The organism is Cellulomonas sp. P2_F12, assembly GCF_056403775.1.
In genome coordinates this window covers 234,107-248,204 of record NZ_JBFUEV010000002.1, presented here as the reverse complement: position 1 = coordinate 248,204, position 14,098 = coordinate 234,107, and the positions used below count along the sequence as shown (strand labels likewise).

13 protein-coding genes are annotated in these 14,098 nt (G+C 72.7%); all 13 read left to right on the top strand.

Features of this window, described 5'->3' with window-relative positions; genetic code table 11:
• The first annotated feature begins 2 nt into the window (after positions 1 to 2).
• The 13 genes from AC1DWH_RS05990 to AC1DWH_RS05930 all read left to right on the top strand — a co-directional run bounded on the left by AC1DWH_RS05990 (position 3) and on the right by AC1DWH_RS05930 (position 14,064).
• Positions 3 to 647, top strand: coding sequence for a hypothetical protein (locus AC1DWH_RS05990; protein ID WP_477092906.1), 645 nt, complete (start codon positions 3 to 5; stop codon positions 645 to 647).
• Positions 644 to 1,270, top strand: a complete 627-nt coding sequence (locus tag AC1DWH_RS05985) for a nucleoside triphosphate pyrophosphohydrolase (RefSeq protein WP_477092905.1) — start codon at positions 644 to 646, stop codon at positions 1,268 to 1,270. The genes AC1DWH_RS05990 and AC1DWH_RS05985 overlap by 4 nt, the downstream gene beginning before the upstream one ends.
• Positions 1,271 to 1,400: 130 nt before the next feature.
• Positions 1,401 to 2,954 carry a Re/Si-specific NAD(P)(+) transhydrogenase subunit alpha gene (locus tag AC1DWH_RS05980; RefSeq protein WP_477092904.1) on the top strand — a complete coding sequence of 518 codons (1,554 nt, stop codon included), beginning with the start codon at positions 1,401 to 1,403 and terminating at the stop codon, positions 2,952 to 2,954.
• 4 nt (positions 2,955 to 2,958) lie between these two features.
• Complete coding sequence (pntB, locus tag AC1DWH_RS05975) at positions 2,959 to 4,341, top strand: Re/Si-specific NAD(P)(+) transhydrogenase subunit beta (protein WP_477092903.1); 1,383 nt, start codon at positions 2,959 to 2,961, stop codon at positions 4,339 to 4,341.
• A 43-nt stretch (positions 4,342 to 4,384) separates the two neighbouring features.
• Positions 4,385 to 4,972: a GNAT family N-acetyltransferase gene (locus AC1DWH_RS05970; RefSeq protein WP_477092902.1), complete on the top strand. Its 588-nt coding sequence runs from the start codon at positions 4,385 to 4,387 to the stop codon at positions 4,970 to 4,972.
• Positions 4,973 to 5,063: 91 nt separating this feature from the next.
• Positions 5,064 to 6,344 (top strand): phosphopyruvate hydratase, encoded by a 1,281-nt coding sequence (eno, locus tag AC1DWH_RS05965; RefSeq protein WP_477092901.1) that lies wholly within the window; start codon positions 5,064 to 5,066, stop codon positions 6,342 to 6,344.
• Between the two features lie 104 nt (positions 6,345 to 6,448).
• A complete protein-coding gene (locus AC1DWH_RS05960) occupies positions 6,449 to 7,174 on the top strand; it encodes an FtsB family cell division protein (protein ID WP_456844519.1) in 726 nt (241 codons plus the stop codon).
• A gap of 28 nt (positions 7,175 to 7,202) precedes the next feature.
• On the top strand, positions 7,203 to 7,703 hold the full coding sequence (locus tag AC1DWH_RS05955; RefSeq protein WP_477092900.1) for a DUF501 domain-containing protein: 501 nt from the start codon (positions 7,203 to 7,205) through the stop codon (positions 7,701 to 7,703).
• A 300-nt stretch (positions 7,704 to 8,003) separates the two neighbouring features.
• Positions 8,004 to 8,957 (top strand): Ppx/GppA phosphatase family protein, encoded by a 954-nt coding sequence (locus AC1DWH_RS05950; RefSeq protein WP_477092899.1) that lies wholly within the window; start codon positions 8,004 to 8,006, stop codon positions 8,955 to 8,957.
• Between the two features lie 548 nt (positions 8,958 to 9,505).
• Positions 9,506 to 9,835, top strand: coding sequence for a PadR family transcriptional regulator (locus AC1DWH_RS05945; protein ID WP_370503531.1), 330 nt, complete (start codon positions 9,506 to 9,508; stop codon positions 9,833 to 9,835).
• Entirely contained in the window at positions 9,832 to 10,956 is a 1,125-nt protein-coding gene (locus AC1DWH_RS05940; protein WP_477092898.1) for a hypothetical protein, read from the top strand. The genes AC1DWH_RS05945 and AC1DWH_RS05940 overlap by 4 nt, the downstream gene beginning before the upstream one ends.
• A gap of 102 nt (positions 10,957 to 11,058) precedes the next feature.
• The gene (locus AC1DWH_RS05935) at positions 11,059 to 12,540 is read left to right on the top strand and encodes a GH1 family beta-glucosidase (RefSeq protein WP_477092897.1); all 1,482 of its coding nucleotides are present in this window, start codon (positions 11,059 to 11,061) and stop codon (positions 12,538 to 12,540) included.
• 69 nt (positions 12,541 to 12,609) lie between these two features.
• Positions 12,610 to 14,064 carry an NAD(P)/FAD-dependent oxidoreductase gene (locus AC1DWH_RS05930; protein ID WP_477092896.1) on the top strand — a complete coding sequence of 485 codons (1,455 nt, stop codon included), beginning with the start codon at positions 12,610 to 12,612 and terminating at the stop codon, positions 14,062 to 14,064.
• Positions 14,065 to 14,098 lie beyond the last annotated feature (34 nt).

Sequence of the window (14,098 nt, the reverse complement as noted above, 5' to 3'; positions counted from 1 at the left end):
CGATGACCCCGATCGACGAGCGACGACGCGGGAGGTCCCTGGTGGCGGTGCAGTGGCGTGCGAGTGTGCGGGTGACGGGCGTGCTGGTCGCGCTCGCGACGGCGGCGACCCTGGCGGGGTGCTCCGGCCGGCCCGGTGCCGCCGCGGTGGTCGACGGCACCGCGATCCCGACCTCGGACGTGCGGGCCGCGCTGACCGAGCTCGCGCCGTACTTCGAGGGCGTGACGACCGAGAACGTGCTGGCCGTCCTGGTCCAGGAGCCCACGGTGGTCGAGCTGGCGGACGAGAAGGGTGTCGGGGTCTCCGACGAGGACGCCCAGGCCCTCCTCGACTCGGTGGTGCAGCAGAAGGTGAAGGGCGCGTCGGCCGACTTCACGGCTCCCTCGCTGGCGGTGGCCAAGTACTCGATCGCCTACACCAACCTGCAGGGCCTCGCGGACGCCAAGGAGGTCGGCACCGAGATCGACAAGCGCCTGCGCGCGCTCGACGTCGACGTCAACCCGCGGTTCGGCTCGCTCCAGGACGGTAACCAGGTGGGCGCGCCGACGCCGGCACCGTGGCTGGTGAAGCCGAAGGCCGACACGGCGACGGACGGCGCGACCCCGGCGCCGACGCCGGCCGCCACCCCCTCGCCCTCGGCGTCGTGACCGAGGCGGACTCCCTGCGCGCACTCGTGCGCGTGATGGACCGCCTGCGCTCGCCCGGCGGGTGCCCGTGGGACGCCCAGCAGACCCACGAGTCGCTGGTGCCGTACGCGCTGGAGGAGGCGTACGAGCTGGCGGAGGCGATCGAGACCGCCGACCGCCCGGGCCTGCGCGAGGAGCTCGGCGACCTCCTGCTGCAGGTGGTGTTCCACGCGCGCATCGCCACCGAGCACCCGACGGACCCGTTCGACGTCGACGACGTCGCCGCGGACCTGGTCGCCAAGCTGGTGCGCCGGCACCCCCACGTGTTCGCGGACGCGGAGCTCGAGGGTGACGCGCACGTGCAGTGGGACCGGCTGAAGAACGTGGAGAAGCAGCGCGCGTCGGCCCTGGACGGCGTGCCCGTGGCGCTCGGGGCGCTGGCGCGGGCCCAGAAGATCGCCGGTCGGGCCACGCGCGCGGGGATCGCGACGGACGCGCCCACGGGCGACGGGCTGGGGGAGCGGCTGCTCGCGCTCGTGCTGGAGGCGCAGGGGGCAGGCCTCGACGCGGAGGGCGAGCTGCGCCGGACCGCGGCGGCCTGGGAGCAGGACCTTCGGGCCGGGGAGTCGGCCGCCCGGCCCTGATACGGAGGTTCGCGGGTTCGTCCGAAAGACGGAAGGAAAGCGCTTGCCGACGAGGTGTTCGCGCCCGTAGCCTGCCCGTGGCCGCCATGATGAGCGTGCCCACCGACCGCCCGAGCAGGAGGACGCAGCGATGCGCATCGGCATCCCGACCGAGAGCCGGGCCGGGGAACGGCTCGTCGCCGCCACCCCGAAGACGGTCGCCCAGCTGGTGGGCCTCGGCTACGACGTCGTCGTCCAGCGCGGGGCGGGAGACGCGGCGACGTTCCGGGCGGAGGCCTACGAGACGGCGGGCGCGTCCGTCGGTGACGCGGAGTCGGTGTGGTCGAGCGACGTCGTCGCCAAGGTGAACGCGCCGAGCGACGACGAGGTCGCGGCGCTGACACCGGGGGCCACCCTGATCGCGATGCTGGCGCCGGCGTCGGCACCGGCCCTCGTCGCGAGGCTGCACGACCGGGGCGTGACGGCGCTCGCGCTCGACGCCGTCCCACGCATCTCGCGGGCGCAGGCGCTCGACGTGCTGAGCACCATGTCCAACGTCGCGGGCTACCGCGCGGTCGTCGAGGCCGCGGAGTCGTACGGCGGCATGTTCACCGGGCAGGTCACCGCGGCCGGCAAGACGCCGCCGGCCCGCGTGTTCGTCATCGGCGCCGGGGTCGCCGGGCTCGCCGCGATCGGTGCCGCGGGCAGCATGGGGGCCCGCGTCCGCGCGTTCGACGTCCGCCCGGAGGTGGGCGAGCAGATCGAGTCGATGGGCGCGACGTTCGTGCAGGCCGCCGCTGCGCAGCAGGCGGTCAGCGCCGACGGCTACGCCAGCGCGCTCACGCAGGAGCAGGAGCGGCTGACCCAGCAGATGTACGCCGCCGAGACGGCCGACGCGGACATCGTCATCACCACCGCGCTGGTGCGGGGGCTCGCGCCGACCACGATCACGGCGGCGATGGTCGCGGGCATGCGGCCGGGCAGCGTGATCGTCGACCTGGCGGCGTCCGGCGGCGGCAACTGCGAGCTCACGGTGCCGGGGTCGTCCGTGGTGACCGACAACGGCGTGACGATCGTCGGCTGGACCGACTTGACCAGCCGGATGCCGCAGCACACCTCGCAGCTGTTCGGCACCAACATCGTGCACCTGCTCCAGCTGCTCACCCCGGGCAAGGACGGGGAGCTGGTGCTCGACCTGGACGACCCCGTGCAGCGCGGCATGGCGGTCACGCGCGACGGGGAGGTCCTCTGGCCACCGCCCCCGGTCCAGGTGTCGGCGGCGCCTGCCGCGCCCGCGGGGCCCACGGAGGAGGAGCGGGCCGCGGCCGCCGTCGCGGTGCTGCAGGACAAGACCCGTCGGCGGCAGCGTCGCTCGGTGGTGCTCGCGCTGCTCGCGGTCGTGGTGCTGCTCGGCATCTCGTTCGCGCCGACCGTGTTCCTCGGCCACTTCACCGTGTTCGTGCTCGCGGTGATCGTCGGCTACTACGTCATCTCGAACGTCAGCCACTCGCTGCACACGCCGCTGATGGCCCAGACCAACGCCATCTCCGGGATCATCCTGGTCGGCGCGCTGCTGCAGATCGGCGACGACGACGTCCTCGTGACGGTGCTCGCGGTGATCGCGGCGTCGGTCGCCAGCATCAACGTGTTCGGCGGCTTCCTCGTCGCCAACCGCATGATCCGCATGTTCCGGAAGGACGCCTGAGCCTGTGCTGACCTCCGTGGCCCAGGCGGTCTACGTCGCCGCCGCCGTCCTGTTCATCCTCAGCCTCGCCGGGCTCTCCAAGCAGGAGACCGCCCGCCGCGGCAACGTCGCCGGCATGGTGGGCATGGCGCTCGCCCTCGTCGCGACGATCGCGCTCGCCCTCCAGCGCTCCGAGCGGCCCCCCGAGGTCACCGCGTCGCTGATCCTCGTCGTGCTGCTCATCGGCTCCACCGTCGGCACGTGGCAGGCGCGCCGGGTCGAGATGACGCAGATGCCCGAGCTCATCGCGGTGCTGCACTCGTTCGTCGGGCTCGCGGCCGTGCTCGTCGGCTACAACTCGTTCCTCACCGAGCCGGCGGACCCCGCGCACCTGGTCGAGGTGTTCCTCGGCGTGCTCATCGGTGCGGTGACGTTCACCGGGTCGATCGTCGCGTACCTCAAGCTGTCCACGCGGATCCGCTCGGCGCCCCTGATGCTGCCGGGCCGCAACGTGCTCAACCTCGCCATGGTCCTGGCGTCGGCCGGGCTCCTCGTGTGGTTCCTGGGCACCGGCAGCGTGCTGCCGCTCCTGCTCATGACGGTCGTGGCGCTGGCCCTCGGCTGGCACCTGGTCGCGTCGATCGGCGGCGGCGACATGCCGGTCGTCGTCTCGATGCTCAACTCGTACTCCGGCTGGGCGGCCGCCGCGGCGGGCTTCATGCTCGGCAACGACCTGCTCATCGTCACCGGCGCCCTCGTCGGCTCGTCCGGTGCGATCCTCAGCTACCTCATGTGCACGGCGATGAACCGCTCGTTCACCAGCGTGATCCTCGGCGGGTTCGGGGCCGAGGGCGGCACGGTCTCGGCGTCCGACGTCGACCTGGGGGAGTACCACGAGGTCAAGGCGCCCGAGGTCGCGGAGCTGCTCGCCGACGCCCGCTCCGTCGTCATCACCCCGGGCTACGGCATGGCCGTCGCCAAGGCGCAGTACCCGGTGGCCGAGCTGGTGGCCAAGCTGCGCGCCCGCGGCATCGAGGTCCGGTTCGGGGTCCACCCGGTCGCCGGCCGGCTGCCGGGACACATGAACGTGCTGCTGGCCGAGGCCAAGGTGCCGTACGACATCGTGCTGGAGATGGACGAGATCAACGACGACCTCGCGGACACGGACGTCGTCCTGGTCATCGGCGCCAACGACACCGTGAACCCGGCCGCGCTGGACGACCCGTCCTCGCCGATCGCCGGCATGCCCGTGCTCGAGGTGTGGAAGGCCGCCCGGGTGGTCGTGTTCAAGCGGTCCATGGCCACGGGCTACGCCGGCGTGCAGAACCCGCTGTTCTTCCGCGAGAACACGTCGATGCTGTTCGGTGACGCCAAGGACCAGGTCGAGCACATCATGCTGGCGCTCTGACGCGTGCGGCGGGGACGTCCGCCGTCGGGAGTACGTTGCCGATATGTCGGGCCTCACGATCAAGGCGCTCGAGCCGACGACGTTCGACGACTTCGCCGCGCTGGTCGAGCGGAACGGTGGCATGTTCGCCAGCTGCTGGTGCGTCCACTTCCACCCCGACTGCGCGGAGAAGAACCAGAGCGCGGAGGGCAACCGGGCGCTCAAGCAGCGGCTGGTCGCCGACGGGATCGCGCACGCAGCCCTGGTCTACGACGGTGACCTGGCGGTCGCCTGGGCGGAGTACGGCACACCGGCGGAGCTGCCCCACATCCAGCACCGCAAGGAGTACCTGGCCACCGCCGAGCGGCTGCCCGACTTCCGGGTCACCTGCATCCAGGTCGAGCGTGGCCGCCGCGGTCGGGGCCTGGCGTCGGTCGCCCTGCGCGGGGCGGTCGGGCTGATCGCGCAGGCCGGCGGTGGTCTGGTCGAGGGCTACCCGCACGACACCGGCGGGGTCCGGAAGAAGAACTCGTCGTTCCTCTACAACGGCACCCGCACGATGTACGAGCGCGAGGGCTTCACCTACGACCGGCCCAAGGGACTCGGCAACTGCGTGATGGTGCGTGAGGTCGGCGCGAGCGGCCGCGGCTGAGCGCGTCCCACCAGTCGAAGGGCCCACGACGCCCGCTCGGGGACGCCAGTAGGGTGAGGTCGTAAACCCACCCGCTTCAGAAGGAGCACCCATGGCCAGCATCGAGGCCGTCGGCGCCCGCGAGATCCTGGACTCGCGCGGCAACCCCACTGTCGAGGTCGAGGTCGCCCTCGACGACGGCACCATCGCCCGCGCCGCCGTCCCCTCGGGTGCCTCGACCGGCGCGTTCGAGGCCGTCGAGCGCCGTGACGGCGACTCCGCCCGCTACCTGGGCAAGGGCGTCGAGGAGGCCGTCGCGGCCGTCATCGACGAGATCGCCCCCGAGCTCATCGGCTTCGAGGCCACCGAGCAGCGCCTGGTCGACGCCGCGCTGATCGACCTCGACGGCACGGCCAACAAGGGCAAGCTCGGCGCCAACGCGATCCTCGGTGTCTCGCTCGCCGTGGCCAAGGCCGCCGCCGACTCGGCCGACCTGCCGCTGTTCCGCTACCTCGGTGGCCCGAACGCGCACGTGCTCCCGGTCCCGATGATGAACATCCTCAACGGTGGGTCGCACGCCGACTCCAACGTCGACATCCAGGAGTTCATGGTCGCCCCCATCGGCGCGTCCACGTACCGCGAGGCGCTGCGCAGCGGCGTCGAGGTCTACCACTCGCTCAAGTCCGTCCTCAAGAGCAAGGGCCTGTCGACGGGCCTCGGCGACGAGGGCGGCTTCGCCCCGAACCTGGGCAGCAACCGCGAGGCGCTCGACCTCATCCTGGTCGCCATCGAGAAGGCCGGCTTCACGCCGGGCGTCGACCTGGGCCTCGCGCTCGACGTCGCCGCGACCGAGTTCTTCAAGGACGGCGTCTACCACTTCGAGGGCAAGACGCTCTCGAACGAGGAGCTGTCGGCCTACTACGAGCAGCTGGTGAAGGACTACCCGCTCGTCTCCATCGAGGACCCGCTGTCCGAGGACGAGTGGGAGGGCTGGTCCCACCTGGTCGCCACCATCGGCGACAAGGTCCAGATCGTCGGCGACGACCTGTTCGTCACCAACCCCGAGCGCCTGCGCAAGGGCATCGAGCTCAAGGCCGCCAACTCGCTGCTGGTCAAGCTCAACCAGATCGGCACGCTGACGGAGACGCTCGACGCCGTCGAGCTGGCGCAGCGCAGCGGCTTCACGACGATGACCTCGCACCGCTCCGGCGAGACCGAGGACACCACGATCGCCGACCTGTCCGTCGCGACCAACGCCGGCCAGATCAAGACCGGTGCGCCCGCCCGCGGCGAGCGCATCAACAAGTACAACCAGCTGCTCCGCATCGAGGAGGAGCTGGACGACGCCGCGCGCTACGCCGGTCGTTCCGCCTTCCCGCGGTTCACGGCCTGACGCACCACCTCGAAGGCCGGTCACCGCTTCGGTGGCCGGCCTTCGGCGCGCCACGGATCGCCACGTCCGGCGAGGTCGGCGAGGTCCGGGGCAGAATCGACGCCATGTCCGCCCCCCGACGCCCGGCGTCCCCGAGCGCCCCGGGTCGGCGCCCAGCGGCCCCGCGTTCCGGGGCGCCCAGCCCCGGGGCGAACGTCCCGCGCGGCAACACCGCCGGCCGGTCCGCGGCGCCGCGCTCGGGCGCCACGCCCCGCGTGGGTCCGACGCCCTCGTCGTCCCCGCGGCCGTCGTCGTCGCGACCCTCCGCCTCCCGCCCCGCCACCCGCGGCACCGCGCCCACCCCGCCCCGCGGCACGCCGCGCGCCGAGCGGGTCCAGGTCCGCGTGCCGCGACTGTTCACCGTGCGCGCGATGGTGTTCGCCTGCGTGCTCCTGCTCGCGTTCGTGCTGGTGTACCCGACCCTGCACTCGTACCTGCAGCAGCGGGTCGAGGTGGACCACCTGCGCGCCCAGGTCCAGGCGGCCCGGGAGCGCAACGACGACCTGCAGTCGGACCTCGAGCGCTGGGACGACCCCGCCTACGTGACGGCTCAGGCCCGCGAGCGGCTCTCGTTCGTGCTGCCCGGCGAGAAGGCCTTCCGCGTCGTCGACCCCGAGACCGTCCCCGACACCGCGCCCGCCGCCGACGGCCCCGCCTCCGTGCTCGACTCCGGCTCGACCCTGCCCTGGTACGCGAACGTCTGGGATTCCGTGCAGGTGGCCGGCACGACCCCGGTGACGGGCGACAATGGGACGCCCACGCCGGCCGCGACCCCGCCGGCGGGTGGCTGACCTTCCCCCGCACGAACGGACCGCTGCTGTGACCCCCTCCTTCGATGCCGTCACCGACGAGGACATCGCCGTCCTGGCCGAGCAGCTGGGTCGCCCGCCCCGCGGCGTCGTCGGCATCGCCGCCCGCTGCGTGTGCGGGCGCCCGCTCGTGGTCCGCACGGCCCCCCGGCTGGACGACGGCACCCCGTTCCCGACGACCTACTACCTCACCTGCCCGCCCGCCGTCGCGGCCGTGAGCACGCTCGAGGCCGGCGGCCTGATGAAGGAACTCACGGCGCGGCTCGCCGACGACGAGGAGCTGGCGGCTGCCTACCGGCGCGCGCACGAGGCGTACCTGGTCGACCGTGAGGCGCTCGGGCACGTCGAGGAGATCGCAGGCATCTCGGCCGGCGGCATGCCCACGCGCGTCAAGTGCCTGCACGTGCTGGTCGGCCACGCGCTGGCCGCAGGCCCGGGCGTCAACCCGATCGGCGATGAGGCCCTGGCCTTGATCCGCGACGACTGGCGGCCGGACCGCTGCACCTGCTGACGGCCCGCCCGCTCACCCCCGCCCCCACCACCTCCCAGCCGCAACGTCCGAGCACGTACGGGCTCCAGCCCCTACTTCCTCGGACGTCCCGCCACTCCGACGCGCAACGTCCGAGCAGGTACGCGCCATAGCCCCTATCTGCTCGGACGTCCCGCCAACCAGAGCTGCAACGTCCGAGCAAGTACGTGCTCCAGCCCCTAGTTGCGCGGACGTCCGCACGATCGCTCGTCCCGACGACGGGATCCGCGGACGTCGGCGGTCGGCCCGGGCCGGCAGTTCGCGGATGCGAGGATGGGGCGCGTGACGCGTGTGGCTGCCATCGACTGCGGGACCAACTCCATCCGACTCCTGGTCGCCGACGTGGATCCCGAGGCCGGGACGCTGGTCGACCTGGACCGCCGCATGGAGGTCGTCCGCCTCGGCCAGGGCGTCGACCGGACCGGCCGCATCGCTCCCGAGGCCCTGGCGCGCACGCTCGACGCCGCCCGCCGGTACAACGACATCTGTACCGAGCTGGGCGTCGAGGCGATCCGCTTCGTCGCGACGTCGGCGTCGCGCGACGCCGAGAACCGCGCGGACTTCGTCGAGGGCGTGCACGCCGCGCTGGGCGTCGAGCCGGAGGTCGTCGCCGGCGAGGAGGAGGCCCAGCTCTCGTTCCGCGGGGCCACCGGCGTGCTCGGCGCGCAGCACCCGGGCCCGTTCCTCGTGGTCGACCTCGGCGGCGGCTCCACCGAGCTGGTGCTGGGCACGTCGACGCCGGAGGCCGCGTTCTCGATGGACGTCGGCTGCGTGCGCATGACCGAGCGCCACCTGCGCAGCGACCCGCCGACCGCCGACGAGATCGCCGCGGCGCACGCCGACGTCGCCGCCGCGCTCGACACCGCGTCGGCCGTGGTGCCCCTCGGCAAGACCGTCACGCTGGTCGGGCTCGCCGGCACCGTCACGACGGTGGCCGCCCACGGCCTGGGGCTCCCGGCCTACGACCCCGCGATCATCGACGGGTCCGTCCTGCCCGTCGACGTCGTCCTCGCCGCCTGCGACGACCTCCTGCACCGGTCCCGCGCCGAGCGTGCAGCCCTTGGGTTCATGCACCCGGGCCGCGTCGACGTGATCGGCGCGGGTGCGCTGGTGTGGGCCGACGTCGTCCGACGGGTCCGCGACGACGTCGCCGCCGCCGGCGGCCGGCTGACCGAGGTGGTCACCTCGGAGCACGACATCCTCGACGGCATCGCCTGGAGCATCGCCACCCGCTGACCGCATCACCGTAACGTCCGAGCACGTACGGGTGCTGACCTGTACTTGCTCGGACGTTGCGCTGTCAGAACGCCGCGGGACGTCCGCGTTCCTGCGGGCTCTGACCCGCACGAGTGCGGACGCAAGGGCCTCTCCTTCGGACGTCCGCAAGATCGAGCGTCCCGACGACCGAATCTGCGGACGCTGCAGGCTCCCGCGGGACGTCCGCGTTCCTGCGGGCTCTGACCCGCACGAGTGCGGACGCAACGACCTCCTCCCGCGGGACGTCCGCGTTCCGGCGGGCTCCGACCCGCACGAGTGCGGACGTCCGGGGAGGGGCGAGGCGGCGACACGCCGTGTCTGGCGCGTGGTGGACGGTAGTGTGCAATGTGTAATAGCGTCGCGCGTGCGGGAGCTCGGAGGGGGCTCCCGCACCAAGCTCGTCGGCCCGGTGCCGCCGCTCGCCCGGCCGGGCGATCCGCGGACCGGGACGCAGACGCCGACGTAGACGCAGGTGCAGACGCAATCGCAGGTGCAGACGCAATCGCAGTCGCAGACCCGGAGGTCCCGTGGACACCACACAGCTGCTCAAGGGCGTGCTCGACCTGGCGGTGCTGGCCGTCGTCGCGGACGAGGACGGGTACGGCTACGACGTCGTCCGACGGCTGCGGTCGGCGGGGATCGAGGAGGTCGGCGACGCGTCGGTGTACGGCACGCTGCGGCGGCTGTACTCGTCGGGAGCGCTGACGTCCTACGTGGTGCCCAGCGACGAGGGGCCGCACCGCAAGTACTACGGCATCAACGCGCAGGGGCGGGCGATGCTCGAGGCGCAGCGCAAGGACTGGCAGGAGTTCGCAGGCACCATGGGTCGCCTGCTCGGGACGGAGGGCGTGCGATGAGCGTGCTGGACACCACGGACGCGCTGGACGTCGCAGGCTACGCGGCGGAGGTGCGGCGGAGCCTGGTCGACCTGGGTCCGGAGACGGTCGACGACCTGACCGACGACCTCGAGGCCGACCTCGCCGACGCGATGGCCGACGAGCGGCACGTGGCCCACGGGCGCGGGCTGCTGGAGCAGTTCGGGCCTCCGGAGGAGTACGCGGCGGAGCTGCGGTCGGCCGCAGGGCTGGCTCCGGCGCGCGTCGCCCACGCTCGCGGGTGGTCGCGGCTCTTCCCTGACCCGGTCGAGGACGCCCAGCGGCTGGGTCGGTGGGCGCTGAGGCGGGCGCGCGCACTGTCGTGGTGGGCGCCCGCCGAGGCGTTCCTGGTCGCGCTGCGGCCGGCGTGGTGGCTGGTCCGCGGCTGGATCGGCTTCGAGGTGGCCGTGTACCTGGTGAACGGCGGCCGGCTCCGGTTCCTGCCTACCGAGCCTCTCGCGTGGGCCGTGCTCGGGGCGTGCATCCTGCTGAGCGTGCAGTGGGGACGCGGCGCGTGGTTCCAGCCCCGGTCGGTCTCGTGGGTCGGGGTGCTCGGCAATGCGGTCGCCGTCGTCCTGCTCCTGCCGATGCTGGTCACGGTGCAGGACCAGGCGAGCCAGAAGGAGGCGGTGTACAACTCCTGGGCCTCGGGGTCGTGGAGCGGTGGCGGCACCCAGACCGTCTACCAGGACAAGGCGGTCGACGGGGTCGTGGTGGACGGCATCCAGGTGAGCAACCTGTTCGCCTACGACGCCGAGGGCAACCCGCTGTCCGACGTGCAGATCTACGACGACCGCGGCCGCCCCGTGCGGACCACCTACGACAACGGCTCGAACCCGTACTGGTTCCCCGAGGGCACGGAGCCGTGGTCGTTCGTGAGCCGCACGGACGCCGACGGCCGCAACCGCTGGAACGTCTACCCGCTGCAGGGCGCGCCGACGTCGGCGTTCACCTACGACGACTCGGGTCTCCAGGTGCTCCCGGCGGGCACGAGCCCGTCGACCCCGCCGTGGCCGTTCGCGAAGGCGCCGGCCCTCGACGCGACGCCGACGGCGACGATCGGCGCCGACGGCCCGACCCCGAGCCCGACCGCGACTCCCTGAATCTGCTGCCAGGTGGCGCCCGTGGGGGAGCGCCACCTGGCAGAATGGCTGCTGGGAGCGCTCTCAGAGGCGCTCCGACGCCGACGCTCGAGGAGGAGCGCCATGCCCGACCAGCGCCCCGACCGCATGCTCGACCGCCGACTGCTGCTCCAGCTCGGCGCGACGACCGGCCTGCTCGCGGCCTGCACGCCGGGGACGCCGAGCCCGGCGCCGACCACCAGCGCGCCGTCGACCACCTGGGAGCCGCCCACGGAGCCGATGGCCTTCCCGGCGGGGTTCGTCTGGGGTGCGGCGACGTCGGCCTTCCAGGTCGAGGGCTCGACGACGGCGGACGGTCGAGGGCCGTCGATCTGGGACACGTTCGCGGCGACGCCCGGACGGATCCGCGACGGCTCGACGGGCGACCCGGCGGCCGACCACTACCGGCTGTGGGAGTCGGACCTCGACCTCATCAAGAGCCTGGGCCTGCCCGCGTACCGGTTCTCGGTGGCGTGGCCCCGCATCCAGCCGACGGGCTCGGGGGCGGTGAACCAGGCGGGCGTCGACTTCTACCGGCGGCTGGTCGACGGGCTGCTGGCGCGGGAGATCCACCCGGCGATCACGCTGTACCACTGGGACCTGCCGCAGCCGCTGCAGGACGCCGGCGGCTGGGCGGTGCGGGACACCGCCGAGCGGTTCGGCGAGTACGCGGCGGTCGTGTTCGACGCGCTGCGCGACGTGGACGCCACGTGGCTGACGATCAACGAGCCGAAGACCACCGCGTTCGTCGGCTACCGCTGGGGCTCGCACGCGCCGGGGATCACGGACGTCGACCAGGCGGCCGCCGCGGTGCACCACCAGCTGCTCGGGCACGGCAGGGCCGTCAGCGCGTTCCGGGCGAGCGGCGCCGCGGGTGGCATCGGCATCGCGCTCAACCTCCTGCCGGTGTACCCGGTCGACCGCGACGCCGACGTCGCGTCGGTGCACGTGGACGGCGTCGAGAACCGCCTGTTCCTCGACCCGGTGCTGCTCGGGCGCTACCCGACGGACGCCCTCGGCAGCGGGCCGGGCCAGCTGCCCGCGGACCAGGCCGCCTTCGAGGCGCTGGTCCAGGACGGCGACCTCGCCGCGATCAGCGCACCGCTCGACGTGCTCGCGGTCCAGTACTACGGGGTCACCGGGGTCGACGACGCCGGCACCGAGGTGGCGCTCTACCCGACCTCGACGGCGACGTGGCAGCAGGTGCACCCCGAGGGTCTCTACGACCTGCTCATGGACCTGCTCATCGACTATCCGGACGCCCCGCCGCTGGTCATCACCGAGAACGGGATCCCGGACCCCACGGCGGAAGGCGCGACGGACGACCCCGAGCGCCTCGAGTTCCTGCGCGCCCACCTGCAGCAGGCGGCGCGGGCGATCGGCGACGGTGTGCGCCTGACTGGCTACTACGCGTGGTCGCTGCTCGACAACTTCGAGTGGGCGGAGGGCATGACGCAGCGCTGGGGGCTGGTGCACGTCGACTTCGACACCCAGGAGCGGACGCCCAAGACGAGCGCCGGCTGGTACACCACCGTGGTCCGCGCGAACGCCGTCGACCCCGCCTGAGTTCCACTGTGCGCAGTATCACCGGGTTCAGGTAAGGCGACGGGACTTCGGTCCCGCTACCGTTGAGGTATGCCCCAGTCTGTTTCCGACGCCGCCACCGTCCCGGCCACGGCCCGCCCGAGCAAGCCTCGCAAGGTGCCCCGTGTCGTGATCCTCGGCGGCGGGACGGTCGGCCTGTACACGGCCCGCCGGCTGCGCAAGCGGCTCGGCAAGCGGGAGGCGGCCATCGTCGTCGTCGACCCCCGCCCCTACATGACCTACGCGCCGTTCCTCCCCGAGGCGGCGGCCGGGTCCATCGACCCGCGCAACGTGGTCGCCCCGCACCGTCGCGCGCTCAAGGGCGTCGACGTGCTGCAGGGCAAGGTCTCGGAGATCAACCACGCGGACCGCACCGTGGAGATCACGCCCGAGGAGGGCGAGCCGTACTGGATCACCTACGACCACCTGGTCGTCGGCCTCGGCGCGGTCGCCCGCACGCTGCCCATCCCGGGGCTCGCGGACTTCGGCATCGGCTTCAAGAACGTCGAAGAGGCCATCGCGCTGCGCAACCACGTGCTCAACCGCATCGACATCGCGGCCAGCACCTGGGACCCGGAGCTGCGTCGCCGGATGCTGACCTTCGTCTTCGTCGGCGGCGGCTTCGCCGGCATCGAGGCGCTGGGCGAGGTCGAGGACATGGCCCGCACGGCGGTCAAGTACTACAAGGCCGTCGAGCAGGAGGAGCTGCGCTTCGTCCTGGTCGAGGGCTCGCCGCGGATCCTCCCCGAGGTCAGCGAGGAGCTGGGCGGCTACACGCTCGAGCAGCTGCGCAAGCGCGACATCGAGATCCACCTCTCGACGTTCCTGAGCAGCTGCATCGACGGCCACATCGTCCTGTCGAACAAGACCGAGTTCGACGCCGAGACGCTCGTGTGGACGGCCGGTGTGAAGGCCAACCCGGTGCTGCAGCACTCGGACCTGCCGCTGGACCAGCTGGGCCGGGTGACGTGCAACGCGTTCCTGCAGGTGGTCGACGCCGACGGCACGGTCGTGCCCGACGCCTACGCCGCCGGTGACTGCGCCGCCGTGCCGGACCTCTACAACCCCGGCAAGTTCTGCCCGCCGAACGCCCAGCACGCGCTGCGCGAGGGCAACCACCTGGGCGACAACCTCTCCCGCGTGCTGCGCTCGGCCGAGCTGACCGAGTACAAGCACAAGAACATCGGCGCCGTCGCGTCGCTCGGCATGTACAAGGGCGTTGCGCAGATGTTCGGCCGCATCAAGGTCCGCGGCTTCCTCGCGTGGGTGCTGCACCGCTCGTACCACGTGGCCGCCATGCCGACGTTCAACCGCAAGATCAAGATCGCCGCGGGCTGGACGGGTTCTCTGCTGCTGCGCCGCGAGGTCGTCGCGCTCGGCAGCCTGCACGACCCGCGCGCGGAGTTCCGCGCCGCGTCGGTGCCGCCCAAGCCGCGCGCCGTCGAGCCGGCGGAAGCCGACCCGGCGCTGGCGTCGGCGAAGCCGAAGGCCTCGAAGACCGCCTGACCCGCCTCGACACGAGCCCCCGATCCCCTCGCGG